Origin of the sequence: Chromobacterium alkanivorans (assembly GCF_016937655.1) — a bacterium.
Lineage (GTDB): Bacteria > Pseudomonadota > Gammaproteobacteria > Burkholderiales > Chromobacteriaceae > Chromobacterium > Chromobacterium alkanivorans.
The window spans coordinates 198,252-221,910 of the sequence record NZ_JAFHKL010000003.1 but is presented as its reverse complement, the minus strand read 5'-3'; the positions used below and the strand labels follow the sequence as shown (position 1 = coordinate 221,910).

The window sequence follows — 23,659 nt, the reverse complement described above, 5'->3', positions numbered from 1 at the left end:
TCGTTTATTGTTCGGGCAGCAGTTCCAGCTTGTAACGCGCAAAGCCAAGTTCAGACTTCAAATGCTGGGCAAAGCCAGAAGCATCCGTCTTGCCGCTTAAGACGCGACCGTCCTCCAGCTTCAGTCGATATTGGCGATTACCAATCGGCTCGCCCCCGCCTTGCCAGAACAATTGTACTTTCTGATCATGATCCGCCTTGCTGGATTGGAGAGCATTTTGCGGGCTGACACTGGCCGGCCCCGTCATGACATGGCTGGCGGCATGCTGGGTATGCGTGGCCGATGTCTTCGTGGTGATCCCGCCCCCATACTCCGCGCCGGCATTCTGCGCGGTGATATTGACCTGAGGCCCTTCAATGCTGACAGCCTTCAAGCCCACCAAACGTAAGCGCTTGGCGGCGATAATTTCAATGTCGTCATCCTGCGCTTGGATGCGAATCGCGCCAGAGGCGGAGATGAGCTTCATGCCCAACTGCATCACGAAGATGGACAGGGACTGGCCCACGCGCATGCGCAGATGCTGGCCTATGCTCAGGTTGCTATCCTTGGCGGCAATCAAGTCGTGCGTGCTGCCCGTTGCCATCGAGATGTTCGATTCGCTGGCCATGGCAATGCCTTCCGGTGCGCCGAGGGCCAGAATGGCTTTGTGCCCACTCTTGGCTTCCTTGGCGGTATTGCTGCCACCTTCCCATTGTTTGACGTCTTGCGCCAGTTGCTCTTGCGGTTTGGTGTCGGTCTCATCCGCATGATGCACCTCCGCCTGCTTGGCGAGAGACTTCGCAATGGACAGCGCCATCTCCAACTGGCCTATCAACTCTTCTCGGTCCAGTTGATTGCCGCGAGCGCCTTCACGGCCATAGGCGCTGACCAGAACCCCTTGAGCGGCCCGGATCGCGCCTGACAAATCCGTTCGCAACTCGAAGCCGTTTCCGCGTGGCTCCGCTTTCCCGTCTTTGCGGGGATGCGTCAAAAAGCCCTGGTTCAACTGGGTCTTGCCCGGCTCACTGGAAAGCTTGGCGCGGACTTCACCGGGAGTGTCATCAAACAGCAGTTCGTTGTAGCCGCCGCCTTGATGCTCTTTGGACTTGATGCCGGAGAGGGTCTTGTTCGCCGGCAAAGCCCCTGCGCCGCTAAAGTCCGGGGTGGCGTGGCTGCCGTTATAGAGCACGCCAACAACCACCGGGCGGTCAATGTCTCCTTCCAGAAAATCCACCAAGACTTCCTGACCGATGCGGGGAATGAACTGGTGCCCCCAAGCGGCCCCGGCACTGGGCATCACCACTCGAATCCAACAAGAGGACTTATCATCCATCGCCGCGCCGATGCCGGGATGCTCTTCAGCACGCTGCCAATGGAATTGCACCTTGATGCGTCCAAACTGATCCGTATGCACCTCTTCGCCGGCTGGTCCCACCACGGTAGCGGTCTGGCTGCCCAAACTGGTTGGCTTGGCATGCCGGGTATAGGCGTATGCCGGCGTCAGCGGAATGCCGCGCCGTTGAGCGGTAAAGGTGGTTTGGTAAGGCGCGGGTTCAGTTTGTTCTTTGCTTTGGGATAGATAAGGGATGGCGGTTTGAAGCAGCCGCTTCAGCCCTTGGGGAAGATTGTTGTGAGCGATGAAGTTCTGTTTGGTCACCACGAATTCACGTTGCTCGCTGCTGTCCCCGTCGTGGTTGGGATGGTTGTCCAGACGGAACCATTCGCCCGGCAGCAGCCCCCTGACCGCGCCACCGCCGCTGAACTGCTTGGCCTGTAAATCATGCGCCTGCTGCCGCAGCTGCGCGTAATGCCCAAATTGCTCCGCATCGCTCGCATAGTAAAGCGTCTGCGGCGCGTAATCCTGCAAGCTGGACTGTAAGGCCTTGCCGCTCTGCCCCTGATTGATTTGGCTTTCATCGCCCGTCATATTGCTGGTGACAGGCTGGTAATCGAAGCTCGCCAGAGCGACATTGCCGGATACGATTTGTCGGGAAGATTCCCACGCGGTTAAGCCGTCTTCTTCTTCCGTCGCATCGCTACGGTGAAAGCGCAGGCGCTCCATGCTGGCGGCGGGTAGCCCAAACGGATCATCAAACAGGATCAGCTGTACTTGCGGCAGCTTGTCTTTCTCAGAATGGGCAAACCGCCAGCCGTAACCCTCTTCATGCATCAAGCGCACGATAAAGTCATAGTCGCTCTCGCGGTACTGTAGGCAGTAGCTGCGCGGCGAAGCCGGACCCACTTGAATGTCCAAAGTCTGAACCCGTGCGAACTGAGCATTATTCGCCTGATGCTCCGCCAGAATCTGCTTAATGATGTCCGGCACGGTCAAGTCCTGGAACACGCGTGAAGTCCGCCGATAGCGCAGCAGCGAAAAAGGAGCTTCCACCGTCAAACCGTACTGAGCGAAACCGCCATCCGCCCCCAGCTGCTTCACCTCCGACACCACCCCGCAGCGTACAAGCTCTTCCCCGGAGGCAGCGGCAATACCTATCTTTGCGGCCACGCCCAGCAGAGATTTCAGTTCGATGGAGCTATTGGGAGACAGGCAGGTCAATTGATAGCGATAGCTCTCTGAAACGCCTTCCTCGCCTTCCAGAGTCTGAGGCAACAAGGTTTCAGCCGCGATGCTGCCATCCCCGAGGGACAGCGTGAGCAGACGATTGTCTTGCGTGAAGGCGCTGGAAAAACTGGCAAGCAGCTGGCTGATATCCATAGAAATAGAATGTCCGCAAAGAAAAACCACTTATGCAAAGTGGTCTGATGATGTTGGTTCGCAATGGAGAGCGGAAACATTCTATTTGGATGGCTTGTGACGGTACAAGCGAGCTAGATCAAGGTTTGGAGAGGCCCAGTTCTAAAGGACAGGTACGGCACGTTGGCGGCTTGGAAGGGAGTGCTCCACGGTAAAGCACATAGAGAAACCACGAAGAGGTTTCATGCTCAAGGCAGGATATCGACAGCGGCAGTGATCCCCATGAAGTTGCTGGACAGTGGTTATTACGACGTGGGGCCGGATGAGGGCAAGGCAAGGCCGCCGAACATATCATGGAAACCATTGACGCCGAGGGCGCACGCATCCGATGCGAGGGCGCGGCCTTCCTGATGTACTGAAAATGGAAGTTGGGTGAGGGGGAGTGGTGGGAGTGTCAGATCAAGTCTGAACTTCTACAGCTAATGATTAGGACGCGTTAGCCTTTGGCAGACTGAAATATTTTTATTCCTTCAAGGAAGATGTTAGTTGTTGAGTTATTCTGACCTGAGCCTGCCGCATCGATCATCTGCTTCATGGTAATGAGGGGAAGTTGTGTGCCTGTCACTCTTACCAATTCGTTGTATGCGTTGAGGGCTTCCGACATTTGAGCTTGAAGGCCATGCCTTGGATCTTCGGCCAATATAACCTTACTCAAAGCAATTGGGTGGCCGTCCAAGTCAGTGATCCAGCGAACACATATTGGATATTCGAACATCGTTTCTACGATGTGCTGCTGACCATCAGGCGAGGTTCCGAGAGCACGAATCCAGCTGAACCAGCTTGATGGGTAGTTCATCGACAACGTTAGCAATATCACGCAATCTCCAAAAGCCCCCAGGATGTCGTCCAGCTTTAGGTAGTCGGTGCCTGCCGTAAAAGCCTCAGCATCAAGGTGCGCAGCAATCTTGTTGCGAACCCACCTAACGGGACCCTGAAGACGTTTTTTCTTTAAGTGCTTGGCTACCTCGTGATAGGTTTTTTGATCTGTATTTGGCCATTGAGCACGGGCGTCGCGGGATGTTTTATCATTCATCCTAGATATAAGGAGAGCCGTAACGTCCATGAGTTTGCAAACAGGCACAGTGACTCCCCGCATGGCTCTCCGTCTAGTCTTGGAGTCAATCAGGCGTTCTGAGTAAAACAGAACATCACGACATGCTTCGGCAGCAAGCACTAACATGCCAGTTCGATCGTCATTGGGTACCCAGCGAGAAATGGTGTGATCGGTGTCAAGTAAGTCAACAATGCCAGGAGCTAGCATTTCTCCGTCTGGCCCCATTGTGATTGGTTGACCAGTAAAGCTGGCTGCAATGCGTTTGAGTATGCTCTCATCGATGATTAACTTTGGCATGATCACTTTGTTTTGGCCATTATCTTCATGCATTGGATAGGCGCTCCATCACGGGTGAGCGGAACTTTGTTGTACTGGTATGAAATACGTTACCCATGGCTTTCAATCCGTTGAGAAGAGTTTCGGATGAGTACAGGTACAGACCATGTAGATTACTTGCCTATCGGCGACAAATCCAATGATCGTAGTAATCAACCCAGAAAAAACTCGATCTTGAGGGATTGGCTCGTGCTTGGATCAAGCGACTAAAAGATGAAGCTGAAAGCTCGCAAGATAGACGAGCGGGCGAGGGTTTCTGCGCGAGTTGAGGTCATTGGTGATGTGGTTGGGGGCCTAGAGTTTTTTTGTAGTCCCAACCGCAGATGAAGTAAAGCTACTAGTCCTAGTCGAAAGCGATCATGCTGTACCGCTGCGATCAAAGTCCGTTCTGGCCGAGCTACGGCCAGTGGCAAGCGAAATTTCTAATCAAGTGCCTTGCGGCAGCCCACATAAAAATGCCCCAGCCGAAGCCGAGGCATAAATATTGCTGTTAAAAATTCATGAAGACTTATAGGCAAAAGCTCATACAGCAATATGCCTGCTTTTACTCTCTATAGGCTCCATTGTCGGGGCGCTCCCTGGCTGATAGGGCCGACTACAATAGTTGGTTGATACGGTTGAGGCCAAGGCTCAAGCGCTGCTGGATCGGTTCCAGCAGCGCAACCGCTTCATCGCTGCTGACCAGCACCGGTTCATCGTGGAGTTGCAGCAGGGTCAGGATGGCTTGCAGGCCGATGTTGGCCGCGCGCAGTTCCATCAAACCCTGTAGCAGACAGGCATCCATCTCCGCGCACTGCTGGGCCAGTTGCCGGCCAAGGTGGGACAGCGCCGTCTGATCCGGCTGGGCGTCGAGCAAGTCCTGATTCAGCTGCTTCAATTGCTCCATCACGGGCATTGGGCCGTCCATGGTCATTCTCCTTCCGCTTTCGCCAGCGTGGCTTCAATGCCGGCCGCCAATTTCAGGATATGGGTATCGCGGCCGTGCAGGCCGCAGACGCTTAGGCCGATCTGGGAGGTCAGCGGCAGGCTGAGCGCGCAGCCGTCCAGCAGATTGACGACGGCGCTATTGCGCTGAACCAGGCGATTCAAGCGGGTGTAGGCGTCATCGTCTTCCAGCTGAGCCAGCGTGGGCGGCAGGATCGGCACGGTGGGCATGAGCCAGGCGTCGGCCATGGAGAGCCGGTGCGCGGCCACGTCTTGCAGCATGCGGCGTTGCTCAAGCAGGTCTTGATAATCCACAGCGCTCTGATTCGCGCCCTGCCGGATGAGTTTGGCAATGCGCGGATCGCAGCGGCCGCCGTCTTCCCCTTCCAGCCGCGCGCGGTACCAGCGCCAGGCCTCGGCCGCGATTTGTCCGCCCTGGGCATTCATGTCGGAAATCCGCCTGAGTTCGGGAAAGTCGAAGCGAACGATGCGGGCGCCGGCTTTGGACAAGCGCGTCAGCGCCGTGTCGAACGCTTGGGCCACCGCGGGGTCAAGCTGTTCCGCGAGATAGTCCTCCGTGACATAGAGCCGGCGTCTTTGCAGATCCGGGGGCTGAGCGCGGCGGACATGGGCGGGCATCCAGCCCCCGGTGAGCACGGCGTTCAGGACCGAGCAGCAGGAGGTCGAATGTGCCAGCATTCCGACCGAGTCCAGCGACGGCGACAAGGACAGGCAGCCTTGCAGCGGCATCAGCGTTGCCGTGGCCTTGAAGCCGACCAGGCCGCAGAAGGCGGCGGGAATGCGCGCCGAGCCGCTGCTGTCGGCCACTAGCGCGGCCGCGCTCATGCCCAGGGCCACGCTGACCGCCGCGCCGGAACTGGAGCCGCCCGCCACCCGCGCCGGGTCGCCGGGGTTCAGCGGGGTGCCGTGGTGCGGATTCAGGCCCAGGCCGGAGTGAGAGAACTCGCTCATATTGGCGCGCGCCAGCAGCACCGCTCCGGCGGCGCGCAGCGTCGATACCACGGCGGCGTCCTGGCTGGCCGGCGGATTGGATTGCAGCGCCGCGGAGCCGGCGCGAGTGACTTGGCCTTGAACGTCGAAACCATCGCTGATGGTGAGGGGAAGGCCGGCCAGCGGGGTGGGGTAGAGCCTGGCGGCGTCAAGCTGGCGGGCGGCGGCCAGGGCGGTTTTGGCGTTGACCTGAGTAAAGGCCGCGCCGCCAGCTTTCTGATGGCTGGCGATGGCGTCGAGCGCCTGTTTCGTCAGCGCCACGCTGCTGATGTTGCCCAGCAGCAACTCCCTATGCAACTGCATCAAGTCTGGTTTCATCTCGTCCCCCATGCCACGTGCTCGCTTTGGGCGGCGGCGTTGATGTGCTGCAACTGGGTGGCGTAGTGGTCCAGGATTTCTATGGAGAGGCGGGTCAGAAAATACGGATGGGAGGGGGGCGTGGTTTGGGTATGGATCGCGGCCAAGGTGGAACGCAGTTGGCTGAGGCAGTTCAAGGCCAGCGCGCAAGCGTCCAGGGTTTGGGACAGCAGGCGCAGTTGTTCCTGGCGAATGGCCGGGGGCGGTTTGGCGAAAGTCGAGGGAGAAACAGGAGTCATTGCGGTCTCCAAGTCAGCGTTGGAAACCTGTCCGGCGAGACTTGGACAGGCCAGTGACAAGGTTGGAAGACCGGGATTCGTAATCAAAGACCGGTAACTCGCAGGGAGTTCCCTGCCACGGCCTATCCGAATGGGCACAGCGTGGCAGCAGACGTGCTTGTGCCAAAGCCGACACAAGGAGTCTGCGATTACGAATTTCTGGGCTTCCAAACCCTGCGCGGCGTGATTGGGCGCCGCGCGAGACAAAGGGTACTGACGGTGGGGGGGGGCGTCAAGCTGGTGGTTAGGTGGATTGTTTGTGTTGAGATTAATGGATTGGGGAACAGCAGGGGGTTCTGGCTGTTCAAGGCCGGGACGCAGGCGTCATATTTTGTGGGTTTTGTGGGATAAGTTGTAGAAGTTCAGACTTGATCTGGCAGCCTTCCGTTTTGACGGTGCTCGATTGTCAGATCAAATCAGAACTTCTACAGTGAGCTGCGAGTTTCCTTTTAAACCACCGCTTACCGCCGTGGCTTATTGGAGATTGGCAAGCTTTTCAATGGATTCGATACTTAGATTTTCAGTAAAAATTTGCCTGGCAGCTGCTTCGAAACTAGCTGCATGGAAAGATTGGACAGGCAGCGATTTTGGAATAGACTTGGGTGCGCCTGCAGCGTCGATACCTTCAATAAGTGCCGGTGACCCCACCGCCCAACGGGGACCGAAGCTATATACCGCGTAATACATGATTTTCGCTTTTGGCTCAAAGACACCACTACAGAGCATGGCTTCGTAGAATACCCTGTGTACTGCCTGCCAGGGGCGTGTCCGTACGTCACAGTAATAGTCATGGATGATAGAGGCTTGGCGGTACAGCCCATCGAGTGGGCCGCCTATCAGGGACCAGAGAATCTGAGGAATTGAAGCCCCGTCTACGATGGCGCCAACGGGTACGGGCCAGGACTGATTATCCTTGTCCACATAGCCGAATGGTTGTGTCAGGCGCATGCGGCGGCTATCGTCCAGCCATGCAGTCTCGGGTGGAGCATTCTCGTACCGCCCATGGCCCACTGGTGCTGCGAGGCCGGCCGCCGTTGACTTATCTGTTGGAGACCCTCCGGCATCCTTAAAATTATGTTTGTTCGATTCATCCTTGAATGCTTCCCGCCATGCATCGTTCGCCATGATTTGCTCCCATCCATATGTAAAGTGATTTGGTGTTATTTGCAGGCTGCTGCATATGTGTTTGCGGCTTTTAATTCATTTGCATGTTTGAGTGGTGGCGAAACGCGATCCACGACCTAAATCATTTGGGCGGCGTTAGCCTCGGAGCCTATGAACGGGTTTTGGTCTCAGCAGGGGGGTGTCTACTGCGCTCGGGACCGTCCAGTTGGTATTAACAAAATTAGTTCGAATATAGTTTGTTTCAATGAGGTCAATTACTTAGGGGAAATCCGGTAAGGCAAAACCTTTACGCTAGTTTCCATTTAGATAAACCTTGAGAGATTTTATGTAATTGGCAATTTTGAAAAATGCAAAAGTCATTGCGACCAAGAAGAATAAATTCGTCTGATCCATGCCGAAGGGTCATCCGGTTTAAATTTCTGTACTGTTACACTTTAATTAAGGAGCACTCGCTTTTGCTTGCGAGGCTTTGAACAGGCTCTATAGGGAACAATCGGCCATTTCCAGTCCGCTGGTTTTAAGCCGATCATTACGCAGGGCGGGCGCAGAAAATGAAAACGGCCGGGGCGTGATTCATGTAGCATAAGCGCTTCCGCGCCGCACGCGGCCGCCGGCGGGGCGCGCTGGAGCGGAGCCTGTTTAACCGATTGGGAACGACGATGCCGGAATACTCGAATCTGTTGGCTTTTGCGCTGGTCTCCCTGGGCATGGTGGCCACCCCGGGGCCGAACATGATGTATCTGATCTCGCGCTCTATCTGCCAGGGGAAGCGGGCCGGGCTGATCTCCTTGTCCGGCGTGGCGCTGGGCTTCGTGTTCTACATGCTGTGCGCGGCGCTGGGCATCACCACCTTGCTGCTGGCCATCCCCTATGCCTACGACGCCTTGCGTTTCGGCGGCGCGGCTTATCTGCTGTATCTGGCGTGGCAGGCGCTCAAGCCCGGCGGCAGCTCGCCGTTTCAGGTGCGCGAACTGGCGCCGGACAGCGCCCGCAAGCTTTTCATGATGGGTTTCCTGACCAATCTGCTGAATCCCAAGATCGCCGTGATGTATCTGGCGCTGTTGCCGCAGTTTCTGTCCAAGGCCGGCGGCGACGTGCTGTCCCAGTCGCTCTTGCTCGGCTTCACCCAAATCCTGATCAGCGTCAGCGTCAACGCCTTGATCGTGTTGAGCGCCGGCGCCATGGCCGCCTTGCTTGCCAAGCGTCCGGTCTGGGGCGTGGTTCAGCGTTGGATCATGGGCACGGTCTTGGGCGGCCTGGCGGTCAGAATGCTGTTGGAGAAGCCGCGCTGAGGCGATTGAACGCTGGGCGGCGAGAAAATTAATGCGGCGGCCCCGTGGATGCGGGGCCGCCGCATTGCTTTCCGCCCAAGACGCTGCGCACAGTCAGTTCCGCTCGGCGCGGTGAGCATCGCCTAGGGCTCCACCCACCCTACGCGCGGCCGTTGGCCAGGGGTAGGGTGGGAGGAGCGCGGCGATTCCCACGCGGAGCTTGCTTGCAGAGGCTTGCGGCCGTTTGGGCGTGCGCCCAGCCGGCTTAAAAACGCGGAAAATATCGTGAACCGCTTCTTAAGCGGACCAGGCCTTACTGCAACACGCCGTTGACCGTGTAGCGCAAGGCGCCGCTCGCCGCGGGCACCGTCTTGCTGGCCAGCGATTTGCCGCCGCACACCACTTTCACGTTTTGCGGCTGCAAGGCGCTGGGCACGTTGACGTGGAATTTGTTCATCACCTCGCCGTTGACGCGCGCGCTTTGCAGCTTGTACTTCAGCTGCCCGCTGGCGGTGTCCACCTGCAACTGGCATTGCGCGGGGGACGCCGACGCGCCGTCATCCGGGTAGCTATAGCCGTAAGCGCCGCGCAGGGCCGGGTAAACATAGGAGGGGAGCTTCATCTCCGGGTCGTAATACCCCAGCAAGGTGGTGACCGGCACGCCAAAGCGTTGCGGCTTGCGCTCTGTTTCAATGGACTGCGTCTTGAGCCACTGCCGGCCGTCGGACACGAAGTGGTTGTCCCCGCTCTGGCCCGCCACTGGGAAGGTCTGGCCCGGAGCCTGCAGGCTGGTGGCGTAGGTGGCGCGGCTGTTGATGGTGATGAACTTGCCCTTGTTGGCGGCGCTGGCCGCCGGCGCCTTGACCTCGCGGGTCCAATATCCGTCCTCCATCTTGATCAGTGCGCGGTCGGCCTGGCCCAGAACCTCGGCGAGATAGGCCTCGCTCAGCTTTTCCAGCGGCACGGTCGTCGTGTCCGGCGAGATCAGGTGACGGTAGGTGTCCATGCTCTGAGTGGACGCGTTCCACTGGCTGAAGCCGGTGGCCGAGGCGGAGTCGAACACCGGCTTGCTTTCCAGGAAGCGCTGGATCTGCTTGGCCGCATAGGGCGTATACAGGGTGAAGCGGTTGACGGCGCTCATCGGGCTGCCGCCGGCCATGGCGTCCAGGCCGTAACTGCGCCCGGCGAAGGGCGACTGGCAGGGCTTGCCCTCCGGCATGCAGGTGTTTTGATTGCTGACGACGCCGCTGAAGTTGGGCAGGAAGCGCTTGAGGTCCGCGTCCCAGCCCCAGCTGGAGTTGATCGCGCCGGCGGGGCGGTGGACCGAGCCGTCGAAACCGCCGACATAATGGCCCAGACCGTAGTTGTGGCCCACCTCGTGGCTGAATTCATTGCCCAGGGACTCGTCCAGCGTGACCACGCCGCCGCCGCCGGAGCCGCCGTGCACCTGCACGCCGTTGGCGTATCTGCCCTGGCTGTTGTGCGCGGTCAGCAAGGCGGCTACCAGGGGGAAGGCCGCCCCTCGGCCGGCGGTGCTGTTGACGCCGTAATTGGCGTAATTGATGCCGGTGGAAATCAGTTCCTTGCCGATGTCTTCCCGCATGGTGCCGGTGTGCCAGCCGCCTTGGCTGGGGTCTTGCTGGGTCAGCCGGGTGCCGTCCGGCAGCATCACCTCTTTCAAATGGACGGGCGCGTACTGGGCCACCAGCAGCTGATTGAGCGGAGCGGTTTGCAGGTATTCGCGATGCGCGCCGGGATCGTTGGCGAAGGCGAAAGCCCCGCGCGGCTCCACCAGCATGCCGATGTCTATGGTGTTGATCTGCAATTGGGTGGCCGGGCCCACTTCAAGCCTGGTCAGCGCGCCGGATCTGGATTCGTGGCTGAATTGCAGGGACATGCCGGGCTTTATCCAGGCGGCCGGCAGGACGGCGCTCCAGAGGTCTTGCGAGTAGACGATCCGGTTGTTGTCCAGCTCTCCCTGGCGGAACCACTGGCCGTTGACGTATTTGAACAGCAGGGTGTCGCCGCGGCTGACGTCCACCGAGCGCGAGCTGTAGCGCACCGTGGAGCCGTAGCCGGCCTGGGACTGGAAGCGGATCATCTTGCCTTCGAAGGCGGGGTCGGCCGGCAGGTAGATGGTCTTGACCCAGCTGCCGTCCGCGGTCTGGATGTTCACCATGGCGTTGGCGGCGAGCTTGCCGCGCAGGAAGGCGCCGTTGGGATCGTCGAGCTTGGCCAGATCCGCATTGCTGCTGATGGTGGTTTGAGCGCCCGACGGCGGAGTGAAGTCGATGCCGCCTTCCGGCGCGCCGTCGACGAAATACGCGGTCTTGGGCTGTTTGTCCGGCGGATTCAGCGGCAGCGTGCCCAAGGTGGCGCCGCTCTTGTCCTTGACGGCGACCTGCAGCGGCTTGTTGGCGCTGATGGCCGAAATGGGGCGCAGCATCAGCAAGGCCTGGCGTCCGGCCACCAAATGCGGCTGGCTGTCTCCGGCGATGCCGGCGCCGGCCGGCATGACCTGGCTTTGGGCGAAGGACACCTCGGCCTCGAAAGCGCCGCTCAGGTCGTTGCGCGGCGTGACGGCGTTGAACGGCCAGGCGTTGGCGACGGCGGCATAGCCGGCGGCCTGTCCGGCCAGCTGTTTTTGCGCGTCGTCTTCATTACAGCCAAATAAAGAAACCCCGATAAGCAGACTTGGAATAATAGCTAGGCGCATGTTCTCTTGCCCTTATATGAATGAGGGTGGTTGACATTTTGGAACCATAGCCGCGCAGCTATCAGGAATGACTGGGCCTTAATCGGGAAGTTTCTGATTGGGTATTGTTTTCGTGAAAAATGCCAATTATTTTTAACACCCCAATATTGGTTTTAAAAATGACTGTATTTATGAGTTTATTTTGGAGGGGGTAGGTTTGGGAGGCAATTGGCGCCGGCAACTCTCCGCTGGTTTACGCTGCGGTTTGAATGTCCCGCGTGTTTTAAACGGCGGAGAGTCCGATGTTTTCGCTGAAATCGAAGTTTATGGATTCGGCTTGTTTGAATGGCGTTGAATTGAATCAAGATGCGGCATGAGCCGGATTGCCGCTGTCCGGTCAAATATCCGCAAGGCCGGGAGATGGAACGAGGGGGCCGCTCCCGGCGGCGGTTTTGGATTCAGCCCAGCTCCGGGTCTTGCTCCACCAGTTCCAGCCGCGCCACCACGGCGTGCGGCGGCAACAGCGTGCCGGGAGAGAGCACGGCGTTGGCGCCGATGCGGCTGTGGTCGCCCACCAGGGCGCCGAATTTCTGCGTGGGCAGGGTCCAGGCTTGCTGGCCGCAGCGCAGGGTGATGGTCTTGTCGCGGCGTTCGTTCCAGTGGTTGGCGATGACGGCGCCGGCTTCCATATTGACGTCCGCGCCCAGCACGGAATCGCCGACGAAGTTGAAGTGGGCCAGCCGCGAGTAGGGGCCGATCACGCAGGTCTTGAGCTCGGAGCCCGGCCCCACCGTCACGTCGTTGGCCAGCGCCACGCCGCCGCGCAGATAGGCGTGGGCGGCGACGCGGCAATTGGGGCCGATCAGCAGCGGACCTTTGAGGACGGCGCCGGCCTCGATCGAGGCGCTGCGGTGCACGGCGATGTCGCCGTCCACCGCCCAGTGCGCCGGGTCCAGCAAGGCGTTTTGCCGCGCCAGGCTGTCCGGCAGCCGGCCGAGCCAGTGCCACGGGGGCTGGGCGCGGTCCAGCCAGGGAAAGTGGGTGAGCAGGTCGGCGAACAGCTCGGCGGCGAGGGCGGAGGACATGGTTGAGCCTGTGGCGTGCGGGGATTTGTATTGTAGAGCCGGCGGCGCGAAGCGGCCAGGAGCCGGCCGCCGCGGCTTCAGATTTCGTACACCCAGCTGATGGAGTCGCCGGGACGCTCCACTTGGGAGGACTCCAGGCTGAACAGCTCCATATTGCGCAGCGGCGGCGAATACAGATGCAGGGTGACCAGGTCCGCGCCGTAGGGCTGGAGGTTGGAGATCTGGTGGATGTCCAGATGGTTGTTGACGGTCAGGCTGCCGGCCTCCAGGCGGTGGGAGCCCACCGCGTACACCTGGCCGTGATCGGTGCGTTCGAACACGGTTTCGGTGGCGGCGCCTTGCAGCACGCGCAAGCCGCACAGGCTGCCGCGGTGATTGTGGATGCGGCTGCGCTGGGTGCTGCGCCAACACAGCAGCAGCAATTCGCACCAGGGGCTGAGGTAGATCTGGTTGCGGCGGTAGCGCTCGTCGCTGAATTGGAGGAAGGGTTGCAGGTCTTCCGGGCCCAGCTGCAGCGAATCGTGGAACAGCCGGATCTGCTCGATGCTCAGATTGGCCTGACAGGCGTCCAGTTGCCGCAAAGAAGCGGCCAGGCTGGGGCTGAGGGCGAAGGGAGGCTGCGCGGCCGCGCATAGCGTGTCGTTCATCGGTTTCTCCTTTGGCCGGCGCGGCCGCGGACAGTGGGTTCTGTCCGTCGGGCCGGAGCGCGGGCGGCGTTTTTCTGACTGGCCCCGCGCCGGCAAAGTTCGCGGCGGCGGGGCCGCGGCCATGATTTCGGTATAGCCGATGAGGTTCTGGCCCGGCTGCCTGAATGGGCAGGTGTCAGCCGCTTGGCGCGCCGGACGCTTCGCCGTGGCGCCGCAGCGCGGAGCGCGCGCGGCGCAGGCCCAGCGCGATGGCCAGCGCCAGCAGCGGCACCGCGGCGGCGGTGGCCAATTCCACGTTGAGCGGCAGGCCGGCGGCCTTGGCGCCTTTGAACAGATAGCCGATCAGGCCGGCGCTGTAATAGGTGATGGCGGCGATGGACAGGCCTTCCACGGTTTGCTGCAGGTGCAGCTGCATCGCGGCGCGGCGCTCCATCGAGGTGAGCAGCGCCTGGTTCTGCCGTTCGCGGCGGATGTCCACCCGGGTGCGCAGCAGCGCGGTGGCGCGGTTGACCCGCGCGGCCAGTTCGCGCTGGCGCGCGGCCACGGCGCGGCAGGTGTCCATGGCCGGGGCCAGCCGGCGCTGCATGAATTGCTGGAAGGGCTGCAGGCCGTGAATGCGGCGTTCGCGCAGCTCGGCGACGCGGCTGCGGACGATGTCGTAATAGGCGAGGGAGGCGTTGAAGCGGTGATCGGTGCGGGACAGCGCGTTTTCGGCGGCGCCGGCCAGTTCGGTCAGCCGGTGCAGCAGTTGCGGCTCGCTGTCGGCGCCGGCGCCGCTCATGGCGCCGGTGAGCTCGGCCAGTTCCTCGTCGGCCTTGGCCAGCTCCGGGGCGATGCTCTTGGCCACCGGCAATGCCAGCAGGGCCAGCATGCGGTAGGTTTCCAGCTCCAGCAGCCGCTGCAGCATGCGGCCGGCCTGGCGGCGGCCCATGTAGAGGTCGGCCAGCAGATAGCGGGAAAAGCCGTCCGGGTGGATGCGGAAGTCGGTGTAGGCGCGGCCGGCGCCGTCGCCTATCTCCGCGCCCGCCAGTTCGTGGCCGTTGAAGCATTGCGCGGCCAGGTCGTCGATGCGCAGCGGCAGCGCGCCGGGCGGCAGCAGCGCGGCGTGGGCGGCCACCAGCACATTGCCGGGCAGCAGCGTCAGCCAGGCCGGCGGCAGGGCTTGCAGCGCGGGTTGGGCGAAGGGGCTGGATTCCGCGCCGTGGGCGAGGACGGTGAAGCTGGAGAATTCGCCGTGCCGTTCCCAGCGCACGCGTCCGAACGGGGCGTCCAGCTGGAACTGGGCGGCTTCGGGGTCGGGAAGGGGCTGTCCCAGCTGCTGCGCCAGTTCCCGGCACAGCCAGTTTTCCTGTTCGCGGCTGATGTGGCGATGCAGATAGGCCAGATAGCTGACCCGGTTGTCGGCGGCGATCTGCAGCGCCGGCCTGGGGTGGGCTTCGCGGTTGAGCTGCCGGCGTTGCGGGTGTTCGTTGAGACGGAGGCGGGGCGGATCGGAGAGTTCGGCTGTCATGACGGGCTCCGGTGGCGGGCTGGGCAGTCTTCAGCATAAAACGTTTTATGCTGCGATGCAGCATATTTTGACGCCGGATTATCCCGCCATGAATCAAGGGCGGCCGGGGCCGCCCTTGACGGGGATGCGGAGCATGCCGCCCGCAATGCCCGCCGCAGGCGCGGCGGGGCTGGAGCAGAGGGTCAGTCCGGCAGGTTCAGGGCCGCCGCGCCCTTGGCGTCGAACCAGGCCACGCCGCTGCCCAGCATGGCCTGGCCGTTGCGCACGAACAGATTGTGCGGCATCGGCTGTTTCAGCTGTTCCAGATAGGCCGCGGTGAAAATGCCGCTCCATTCGCTTTGCAATTGGCGGGCATTGGCGATCTGGCGGCTGCCGCCCTTGTGGTTGATCCGCAGCGGGAAGTGCACGTAGCGGCTGGCCTGCTGGGCGTCGCCGGCCAGCGCGGCGCGCTGGAAGCCCTGCACCCGGGCTTCGAAGGCGGCGTCGCTTTCCTCGGTGACGTCCTGATACCAGCGGCCTTCGGCGGCCGGCGACATATCGCCCATGCTCAGCGTCACCGGCAGGGTCTTGGCCTTCAGCGTCCAGTCGCCGTCCAGGCCCACGCTGTTGTCGAAGCTCAGCGGCTGGCCGTCGGCGCTGCCGTTGCTTTTGAAGCGCAGCTTGAATACGCCGCCGCCCGGTTCGCTCAGCTGCAGGGTTTCGCCTTGCAGCTTGCCGCGCAACGGAATGTCCTTCAGATAGCGGCCGTAGAAGTAGTGGCCGCCGCTGAAGGTTTTGCCGTTCTTCACCAGCAGGCTCATGCCGATGCGTTCCTGGCCCAGCGTGCCTTCCAGGTTGACGCGGTCGATGTCGTCGGCGGCGCGGGCCGCGCCGGCCAGGCCGGCGAGCAGGGAGGCGGCCAGCAGGCCGCGGGATGCGAGTTTGAGCGCGGTCATGGGATTGTCCCTCCGTTAGCGGGCGATGAGGCGTTTGCGGTAGCTGGCGCGGTCTATTTCCTGGATTTCCACGCACAATTGCACTTCCAGGCCCGACGGCAGCGCGGCGCTGTCGGCCAGCGCTTGCAGGCTGAGTTCGGACAGGCGCTGTTTTTCCTCGGGGCTGCGCCCGCTGAGGATGGCCAGTTTGGCGTGGATGAAGCCGCGCGGCAGGTCGTGGACGCCGATGCGGCAGGCATCCAGCGCCACGGCGCGGCTCTTGATGTCGGCTTCTTCGAAGTGGCCGCTGGCCAGCAGCGCGCGGTTGATGTCCAGCAGCGCGTCCGCGGCGGCGAAGCCGGACAGATTTCCGCTGTACTCCAGTGTCAGATGGGGCATGTGTGGGCCTGTGCTGTTGCGCCGCCTTCCGCTCGCTCCGGGCGGGCGATGGAAGGGTTTCGCGGCGGTCGATACGCCATTGTATTGCAATGGCCCGGCCTACCCAAGCCCGGCGCGCTCAGGGTTTTTTCGCGGTCCGGATCAGGCTCTGGATGTCTTCCGGCTTGATCACCTCGTGTTCCAGGCTGCGGCTGATCAGCTCCAGCAAATAGGTTTTCCTGAATACCGGGGAGCCTTCCCATTCACTGCCCGGCTGTCCAAGCACGCTGGACTGGGTAATGATGGCGGGTTCGCCGTCAATTACGTCCAGCGCGAATTCGTCTTCTGAAATTCTCATTTAAGCGGTTTCCTCTGCATTGCGCGATAGCGGGCCTGGCTTTGTTTTATTTGTTCTTATTGATATTTTTCTTCTTTTAAATTTGCGGGCCGCGAGTATCTTGCGCATGCCTCGAATGATATAGTGTTGCAAAATTATTATATTGTCTTTTCGCTTAAAAGAGTAGTGAAGGAATTACAGGAAAATATACGGACAAGAACAATGTCGTTTAAGGCTTGCGCCGGGTTTGGCGCTTGCGTTTAAAATGGGCGCGCAGGTTTGGATGTGAAATTAAAAATGGAATCGAAACGGATTTGGCTTATATGGAGGGCTGAATGAGCAGGGCGGTGTGGAAAGAGGAAGCCGAGCACGGCGCCTTGTTGAGCAAGGCGTCGAAAAACCTGGCGTGTCTGATGGGGCGCGCCGGCATCGACGCCGCGCAATTGAGCGAGGCGATAGGCCTGGGCGTGGCGACGATCAACAATATCAAGCGCGGCGTGGGCAATCCCACTTTGCTGACCTTGATGGAGCTGGCCCGGTTTTTCGATGTCAAGCTCAGCGATTTCGTGGAGAGCGATCTGGGCGGCGAGGCCGGCGACAGCCCTGCGGCCATGGCGGTGCCCTTGATCAAGTTCACCGAACTGACCCTGTTTTTTGACGGGATGATTATCGAGCCGGAACGGTATTTTGTGGACGCCGCCGGTTTCGACGCCGCGGATGCGTTTGCGGTGTTGCTGAACAATGATTCGCTGTTCCCCAGTTTTTCCCAGGGCAGCGTTTTCATCGTGGCTCGGCAGGAGCGCCCGGTGGACGGCGATGTGGTCTTGGTCAGCATGGCCGGCCAGCAGCCTTGCTTCCGCCGGGTATTCATCGACGGCGAGCATTTCCTGTTTTCAAGCATTTCCTTGATGCACGATTTGCAGCCTTTCGTATGCCGGGATTTCAAGGTGCTTGGCGTGGCGGTCAAGGCGATTAAGACTTTTAGCGCAGGATGAGGGTGTGGAACAGTTTAGAGTTTACGGTTTGATTGTGGGTTTGTCGGTAACCATCATGGTGGTGTGCGATTCGCTGGTGTACAAGACGCTGGACGTTTACGGCTTGAAGATCACCGCCAGCGGCATCGTGTTTTCGCTGTGCTATCTATTGTCCACGGTGTCCACCGAGGTGTACGGCTATAAATTGGGCGGCCGCACGGTGTGGATTCTGGTGGCCTGCCAAACTTTTTTTGTCTTGATCATCAATGCCTTCGCCTTGCTGCAGCCGGACAATAACGAGATCTCGAAACAGTATTATTTATTGTTCAACGAGTTTTGGCGGGTGATGGTGGGCACCTGGATTTCGGTGCCGGCCTCTTATTTCTGCAATGGCTTCGTGGTGTCGCGGATGAAGGTGTTTTTCGCCGGCCGCTTCTTTTTCATCCGCTACGTGATCGCGTCCATGCTGGCCCAGGCGGTATTGTTGATGACGGCTTATCCGATCAGCCTGTCGTCGCGCTATAGCGGCGCGGAGCTGGTCAACATCATCGCCACCACCTGGTCCTACAAAGTGTTCGTTTCCATCGCCTTGCTGCCGGTGGGTTATTACCTGGTGGGGGTGGTGAAGAGGATAGAGAAGACCGATTATTTCGACTGGAGCGTGTCCTACAACCCCTTGGCGGTGTTCAAGGAGGACGGCGAGGACGTCAAGAGGAACAAATACGCAATGGAGGAGGGGCGATGAGGGCCGCGCAGATTTCCGATACTCATTTGTTCGCCGAGGCCGACGGTCAGTTGATGGGCTACGACACTTACCGCGAGTTCGACCGGGTGCTGAGCCAGCTGGAGCGGCGGCATGCGGCGGAGCTGGACGCCATTCTGGTCACCGGGGACATTTCCCAGGATGAGAGCGCGGCGTCCTACGAGCGTTTCGCGCGGCGGCTGGAGCGTACGGGGCTGCCGGTGTACTGGCTGGCCGGCAATCACGACGCCGCGCCGCTGGCGGCCGAGGTGCTGGGCCGCTACGACTTCATGCAGCCGCTGGAGCGGCTGGAAACCGCGGACTGGCTGTTGCTGGCGCTGGATTCGGTCCGGCCCGGCACGGACGACGGCCATATCGACGAGCGCGCCGCCGCGGCCTTCCGGCAAGGGCTGGCCGGCGCGGAGGCGGCCGGCAAGCGCTGCGCGGTGCTGCTGCATCATCATCCGGCGGCGGTGGGCACGCCGTTGCTGGACAGCTGCATGCTGCAAGACACGGAGAGGTTCTGGGAATTGATGGCGGAAACGCCCCGCCTGCAGCTGCTGCTCTGCGGCCATGCGCACGGGGATTACCGGCTGGAGGCGCGCGGCGTGGCGCTGGAGGTCTGTCCGGCCACCTGTTTCCAGTGGCGCAAGGGCACGGCGGAACTGGACACCGTGGACGCGCACGGCTACAAGCTGCTGGCGTTCGACGCCGCCGGCTTCCGCAGCCAGACAGTCATGATCTAGCCCGGCGCCGCCCGGGCGTCAGCGCGGCCTGGCGCGTCGCAGCGCCAGCACCTTGCCAGCGCCGTCCGACGCCGGCGTTTCCTGACGACGGGCCTCGGCCGCCGCGCGGCCGATGTGGGCGGAGACGGCGCGGCCCTTGAGGAAGCCGGTGGCGTAGGCGATCTTGCAGACCTCTTGCGGGTTCAGGTCCGCGAAATAATCGATGTTCCGGCAGATGCTTTCGCCGGAAAAGGTTTCGCTATTGCCGTGCAGGTGAATCCGGTATTGATTGCCGCGCAGTTCTTCCTCCACCTTGCAGCGTTTTTCCTCTTCTTTCCTGTTGCTTTCCAATAGCGCGATTTTTATCAGGTCCCGCGGCCTGATGGCGGACAAAATCTGATTGCTGGCCAGGATGTCGGCGTGGGAAAGCTTGACGAAGTCGTGGCTGCCGTAAAGCTTGAACAGGTAGAGATATTCCTTGGAGTTCTTCTTGAGCATTCGATCGCACAGCACCAATTGGTAGGGCGGATTGAATACGCTGATGATCCATTTTTTTATTCGAGTCAGAAAACGAGCTCGCATCGTGCATTACCCCTGCGTTTAACGCGAGCTAGTTTACCCAAAGCCGGCAAAAGGCGCTTGAGGGAATGTTTTTGGAATATCCCGGTTGTTATTGTTTCAGCGACGCGGAACGCGCCGTTTCCGGCGCCGGTTCTCGCAGCGGCAGAAACAGATCGCAAACGGCTTCGTTTTCCGCCACGTCCGGGTAGAAGCGGACGCGCTGCAGAAACAGCGGGAAATCGCGCGGGGTTTCGCCGCTGGCGGGCAGCCATTCCGCGTACAAGCGGCGCGCGACCGCGGCCAGCGCGTCGTCGGAGCCGATGTGGCGCAGCCGGGCGCAGCGTCCGGCGGGAATCAGCGCGGCGCGCACGCCCTGGCGGTTGGCGGCGATGTCGCCGGCGAAAGCCGCGCACAGGCCGAAGCGGTAGGCGTCCGGCGCGCACTCGTCCGGGTCGGCGTACAGCAGATTGTAGGTGGCGGCGGCGCTGGGCGGCAGGCGGTGTTCCCGCCGCCAGGCGATGAAGTCGCGCAGGCTGTCGCCCAGCAGCGCGGGGTCGCCGCGGTGCTCGAGCAGGGCCACCGGGGTGGCGGGGAAGTCGATGATGTCGACGGCGAATAGGGCGTGGCTGGACGGCATGGAGAGTCTCCTCGATTGGCGCAGGGTTTGCAGTTGACCATGCCAAGGCAGCCAGCGCGGCTGCCGCCGGAAGGCGGACGGCGTCTGGCCCGCCGCTTGACGGAAGGCGCGGGCAAAAGCCTCCGGGCTGCGGTAGCCGCTGTCCAGCGCGATGTCCAGCACCGCGCAGCGGCGGAAGGCCAGCCGCTCGCCGGCGCGGCGCAGCCGGCAGAGCCGCACGTATTGGTGCAGGCTGAGGCCGAAGCGGGCGCGGAACAGGCGGTGGAAATGAAAGCGCGAGCAAGCCGCCACCCGGCTGAGCCGTTCCAGGCTCAGGTCGGCGTCCAGATGGGCGTCGATATAGGCCAGCGCCTTGTCCAGACGCGGGCCGGCGGTGTCTTGCGGCATGGTTCCCTCCTTGGCGCCGCCAGTCTAGCGCGGCCGAGCCGCCGCGCGCCTGACCGATCTTGCGGTGTTGGCGGGCGGGCTTAGCGCAGCGGTTTTTGCATCGCCACGCGCCGCCTCAGACCATGTTCCGCCTCGGCGCGCAGCAGGGCCAGCAGGAAGGGCGGGCAGTCGGCGGCGGCGAGGGTCTGGAAGCCGCGCCCCTGGTAGTAGGGCGCGTTCCAGGCCAGGTGTTCGAAGGTGGTCAGCGTCAGCCGGCTCAGGCCCAGGCCGCGCGCGGCGGCTTCCGCGCGCGCGATCAGCGCCGAGCCCAGGCCTTGCCCCTGGCGGCGCGGACAGACGTCCATTTCCTGCAGATGCAGGCTGTCTTCGTGGCGGCGCGCCAGTAGAAAACCCTGCGCGCCGTCGGCGTCGGCGGCCACCCACAGCAGGCCGGCGGCGCAGGCGGCGGCTAATTCCTCCACGGGCAGCGCGTCGCCGGCCAGCGCCGGCGGCAGGTCTTGCGGATCGAAGCGGGCGGCGGCGGAGCGTTCGATCTCGGCCAGCCGGGCAAAGTCCGCCGGCGCGGCCGGGCGGATGCGGGCGGCGTCCATCTCAGCGCGCCTCCCGCCACAGGCCCTGGTAGTCGCGCGGCAAGCCGTCCGGGCCGACGCTGAGCTCGGCCTGGAACACGCCCTGCCGCGATTCGTAGCGGTAGCCGAACTCGGACAGCCGGGTGTAGCGCTGCGGCAGCGGCGCCAGGGTCAGCGCCGGGAACTGCAGCCAGGCGGCGCTCAGTTCCAGCGTGGCGCCGATGTCCGGCCGGCCGCGGCGGATGGGCAGCAGATTGGTGGCCGGGGTGAAGGCCAGGTCGATGTCGACGCAGCCGCGCACCTGCGGCTGTTCCGCGCCGTTGAGCCGCCAGCGGCCTTCGGCGTCGGCCTCCAGCAGCAGGTCGACGGCGTCGCCGCCGCGGTAGCCATTGACCTCGACGCGGCGCGTGCTCCAGTCCGGCGCGCAATCCACCTGGTAGCGCAGCAGGCAGTTGAGCCCGTCTTCGACGAAGACGGCGCAGCCGCTGAGGCGCGGGCCGTCCGCGCCCTGTTCCAGCGCCGCGAAATCATGGCCGGAGGCGTCCAGCCGTTGCCAGACGATGGAGGAGACAAAGGTGGGGGACATGCGGCGGCCTTGCTGTTTTTATGATGGCGTATTTGACCGCATGGTCTGGCGTTTGTCCATGGCCGAGGCGCAGCAGATCGTAAACAGGTTCTCAGAGCGGCAAGGCGGCCAGCGCCTCGCCCTGGCTGATCGGAGCGTCGTCCAGCAGGCGGCGCGTCAGTTCCAGCTGCGCGTCGCCGTCGCGGGCCGCCAGCGGGTCGCGCGGCTGCAGCCGGTAGCGCAGCGCCAGATGGGCCAGGGCCAGCCGGCGATGGTCGCCGTCCGCGGCGCGGGCGCTTTCCCAGGCCATGAACACCGCGCTGGCGATGTGGTAGAGCGCGCTGGCGGCGCGGCGGACGTCCACGTCGTCGTCGGCGGCGAAGCTGGCGGCGGCGAAGCCGGAAACGCGGCCCAGCGCTTGCTCCAGCGCCGCTTGCGAGGCGGCGGGCAGTTCGGACTCGCTCAGCAGCCGCGCCAGATAGTGTTGCAGTACCGGCAGAGCGCCGTTGCGGCGCGCGGCGCGCGCCACGTCCAGCGCCACGATATTGCTGGTGCCCTCCCAGATGGAGCCCAGCATCGCGTCGCGCACGACGCGCGGGTCGGACCATTCCTCGATGTAGCCGCAGCCGCCGCGGACTTCCATGCCGTCCTGAGTCACTTGGCGCGCGTCGCGGCAGGCGCGGAACTTGATCAGCGGGGTGAGGATGCGGCTCAGCTGCGCGGCCTCGGCGTCGCCGGCCTGGGCCCGGTCCGCGCAGGCGGCCAGGTGCAGGAACATCGAGCGCGCCTGTTCGGCGGGCAGCAGCATCTTGATCAGGCTGCGCTGCATTAAGGGCATCTCGATCAGCGCGCGGCCGAAGGCCCGGCGATGGCGGGCGGTGTGCAGCGCCTCGGTCAGCGCCCGGCGCATCAGGCCGGCGGCGCGCACGCCGTTGGACAGCCGCGACAGGTTGATCATGGTGGCCATTTGCTGGAAGCCGCGGCCCACTTCGCCCACCAGATGGGCGAGGGCGCCTTCCAGCCGGATTTCGCCGCTGGCCATGGAGCGGCTGCCCAGCTTGTCCTTGAGCCTGACGATGCGGTAATGGTTGAGCCGGCCGTCTGGCAGCCTGCGCGGCAGCAGGAACAGCCCCAGGCCCTTGAAGCCGGGCGGCGCGCCGTCGACATGGGCCAGCACCATGGCCAGCCCGGCGTCCGGGTTGGAGCAGAACCATTTCTCGCCTTCCAGCCGCCAGCCGCCGTCCTGCCGATAGGCCCGAGTTTCCACTCGCGACACGTCGGAGCCGGCGCCTTGCTCGGTGATGAACATCGCGCCCTGGCTCAGCCGCGCGAAGTCCTGGGTCAGCAGCGCCGGCAGATACTGTTCCGCCAGCGCCGCGTCGCCGTGCTCCAGCAGGGTGCTGGTCAGCGAGTCTGTCATGCTCAGCGGGCAGCACAGGCCGAACTCCGCCTGCACCAGCAGATAGGTGAACGCGTATTTGGCCAGCCGCGGCAGGCGCTCCGGCCAGTCCAGCACGCCGGCGCGGTGGCCCATCGCCGCCAGGCCGTATTCGGAAAAGGCCAGCTTTTCCAGTTCGACGTAGGCCGGGTGCTTGTCTATGCGCTGGCTGTCCTCCCCGGCGCGGCTGCGCGCTTGCAAGGTGGGCGGATGCTTGTCCGCCGCGAGCGCCAGCTCGTCGAGGCGGCCGCCGGCCTCGGCGCCCAGCGCGATCAGTCGCGGTTCCAGGTGGCGGTACAGCTCCTGCGGCAGATAAAGCCGCAGCAGGCTGGCCAGCGAAGGGTCGCAGAGAAAGAGATTGCCGCCGTGGCGGTCCGGTATCGCGCGCGAGTCTGTGGACATGAT

General features: G+C 62.3%; 22 protein-coding genes. 4 read left to right on the top strand and 18 right to left on the bottom strand.

The annotated features are described in order from the left end of the window. Positions 1–4: 4 nt before the first annotated feature. From JW897_RS06890 to JW897_RS06865, 6 genes are all read right to left on the bottom strand, one after another. Positions 5–2,695, bottom strand: coding sequence for a type VI secretion system Vgr family protein (locus JW897_RS06890; protein ID WP_205465602.1), 2,691 nt, complete (start codon positions 2,693–2,695; stop codon positions 5–7). A 475-nt stretch (positions 2,696–3,170) separates the two neighbouring features. Further along, positions 3,171–4,118 (bottom strand): hypothetical protein, encoded by a 948-nt coding sequence (locus JW897_RS06885; protein WP_205465601.1) that lies wholly within the window; start codon positions 4,116–4,118, stop codon positions 3,171–3,173. Positions 4,119–4,719: 601 nt separating this feature from the next. Further along, complete coding sequence (locus tag JW897_RS06880; RefSeq protein WP_205465600.1) at positions 4,720–5,031, bottom strand: DUF1484 family protein; 312 nt, start codon at positions 5,029–5,031, stop codon at positions 4,720–4,722. Between the two features lie 2 nt (positions 5,032–5,033). Beyond that, positions 5,034–6,377, bottom strand: coding sequence for an amidase (locus JW897_RS06875; RefSeq protein ID WP_205465599.1), 1,344 nt, complete (start codon positions 6,375–6,377; stop codon positions 5,034–5,036). After that, positions 6,374–6,655, bottom strand: a complete 282-nt coding sequence (locus JW897_RS06870) for a hypothetical protein (RefSeq protein WP_205465598.1) — start codon at positions 6,653–6,655, stop codon at positions 6,374–6,376. Before JW897_RS06870 ends, JW897_RS06875 begins: the two co-directional genes overlap by 4 nt. Positions 6,656–7,168: 513 nt before the next feature. Continuing rightward, entirely contained in the window at positions 7,169–7,819 is a 651-nt protein-coding gene (locus JW897_RS06865; RefSeq protein WP_205465597.1) for a DUF1353 domain-containing protein, read from the bottom strand. Positions 7,820–8,478: 659 nt separating this feature from the next. Here JW897_RS06865 and JW897_RS06860 point away from each other — a divergent pair. Further along, positions 8,479–9,111, top strand: coding sequence for a LysE family translocator (locus JW897_RS06860; protein WP_048414658.1), 633 nt, complete (start codon positions 8,479–8,481; stop codon positions 9,109–9,111). Positions 9,112–9,403: 292 nt separating this feature from the next. Here the strand turns inward: JW897_RS06860 and JW897_RS06855 are convergent, their stop codons facing one another. From JW897_RS06855 to JW897_RS06825, 7 genes are all read right to left on the bottom strand, one after another. After that, entirely contained in the window at positions 9,404–11,806 is a 2,403-nt protein-coding gene (locus JW897_RS06855; protein ID WP_205465596.1) for a M66 family metalloprotease, read from the bottom strand. 437 nt (positions 11,807–12,243) lie between these two features. After that, the gene (locus tag JW897_RS06850; RefSeq protein ID WP_048414659.1) at positions 12,244–12,870 is read right to left on the bottom strand and encodes an LbetaH domain-containing protein; all 627 of its coding nucleotides are present in this window, start codon (positions 12,868–12,870) and stop codon (positions 12,244–12,246) included. Between the two features lie 77 nt (positions 12,871–12,947). After that, the gene (locus JW897_RS06845) at positions 12,948–13,517 is read right to left on the bottom strand and encodes a cysteine dioxygenase (RefSeq protein ID WP_205465595.1); all 570 of its coding nucleotides are present in this window, start codon (positions 13,515–13,517) and stop codon (positions 12,948–12,950) included. A gap of 175 nt (positions 13,518–13,692) precedes the next feature. Next, on the bottom strand, positions 13,693–15,027 hold the full coding sequence (locus JW897_RS06840; protein ID WP_205465594.1) for a DUF3422 family protein: 1,335 nt from the start codon (positions 15,025–15,027) through the stop codon (positions 13,693–13,695). A 182-nt stretch (positions 15,028–15,209) separates the two neighbouring features. Beyond that, on the bottom strand, positions 15,210–15,962 hold the full coding sequence (locus JW897_RS06835; protein ID WP_053077395.1) for a hypothetical protein: 753 nt from the start codon (positions 15,960–15,962) through the stop codon (positions 15,210–15,212). 15 nt (positions 15,963–15,977) lie between these two features. Continuing rightward, positions 15,978–16,340 carry a 5-carboxymethyl-2-hydroxymuconate Delta-isomerase gene (locus JW897_RS06830; protein ID WP_205465593.1) on the bottom strand — a complete coding sequence of 121 codons (363 nt, stop codon included), beginning with the start codon at positions 16,338–16,340 and terminating at the stop codon, positions 15,978–15,980. 118 nt (positions 16,341–16,458) lie between these two features. Then, on the bottom strand, positions 16,459–16,677 hold the full coding sequence (locus JW897_RS06825; RefSeq protein ID WP_048414662.1) for a hypothetical protein: 219 nt from the start codon (positions 16,675–16,677) through the stop codon (positions 16,459–16,461). A gap of 314 nt (positions 16,678–16,991) precedes the next feature. On the opposite strand from JW897_RS06825, the gene JW897_RS06820 reads away from it, so the two are divergent. From JW897_RS06820 to JW897_RS06810, 3 genes are read left to right on the top strand one after another with little or no spacing between them, the layout of a single operon-like run. Beyond that, complete coding sequence (locus JW897_RS06820; protein WP_048414663.1) at positions 16,992–17,651, top strand: helix-turn-helix domain-containing protein; 660 nt, start codon at positions 16,992–16,994, stop codon at positions 17,649–17,651. A 4-nt stretch (positions 17,652–17,655) separates the two neighbouring features. Further along, complete coding sequence (locus JW897_RS06815; RefSeq protein WP_048414664.1) at positions 17,656–18,375, top strand: VUT family protein; 720 nt, start codon at positions 17,656–17,658, stop codon at positions 18,373–18,375. Continuing rightward, a complete protein-coding gene (locus JW897_RS06810; protein ID WP_205465592.1) occupies positions 18,372–19,118 on the top strand; it encodes a metallophosphoesterase in 747 nt (248 codons plus the stop codon). The genes JW897_RS06815 and JW897_RS06810 overlap by 4 nt, the downstream gene beginning before the upstream one ends. Positions 19,119–19,136: 18 nt before the next feature. Here the strand turns inward: JW897_RS06810 and JW897_RS06805 are convergent, their stop codons facing one another. From JW897_RS06805 to JW897_RS06785, 5 genes are all read right to left on the bottom strand, one after another. Further along, positions 19,137–19,679, bottom strand: a complete 543-nt coding sequence (locus JW897_RS06805; protein WP_205465591.1) for a hypothetical protein — start codon at positions 19,677–19,679, stop codon at positions 19,137–19,139. A gap of 88 nt (positions 19,680–19,767) precedes the next feature. Further along, positions 19,768–20,682, bottom strand: a complete 915-nt coding sequence (locus tag JW897_RS06800; RefSeq protein WP_205465590.1) for an AraC family transcriptional regulator — start codon at positions 20,680–20,682, stop codon at positions 19,768–19,770. An 80-nt stretch (positions 20,683–20,762) separates the two neighbouring features. Then, complete coding sequence (locus JW897_RS06795) at positions 20,763–21,272, bottom strand: GNAT family N-acetyltransferase (protein ID WP_205465589.1); 510 nt, start codon at positions 21,270–21,272, stop codon at positions 20,763–20,765. 1 nt (position 21,273) lies between these two features. Further along, on the bottom strand, positions 21,274–21,837 hold the full coding sequence (locus JW897_RS06790) for a putative glycolipid-binding domain-containing protein (RefSeq protein WP_205465588.1): 564 nt from the start codon (positions 21,835–21,837) through the stop codon (positions 21,274–21,276). 91 nt (positions 21,838–21,928) lie between these two features. After that, positions 21,929–23,656: an acyl-CoA dehydrogenase family protein gene (locus JW897_RS06785; RefSeq protein ID WP_205465587.1), complete on the bottom strand. Its 1,728-nt coding sequence runs from the start codon at positions 23,654–23,656 to the stop codon at positions 21,929–21,931. Positions 23,657–23,659 lie beyond the last annotated feature (3 nt).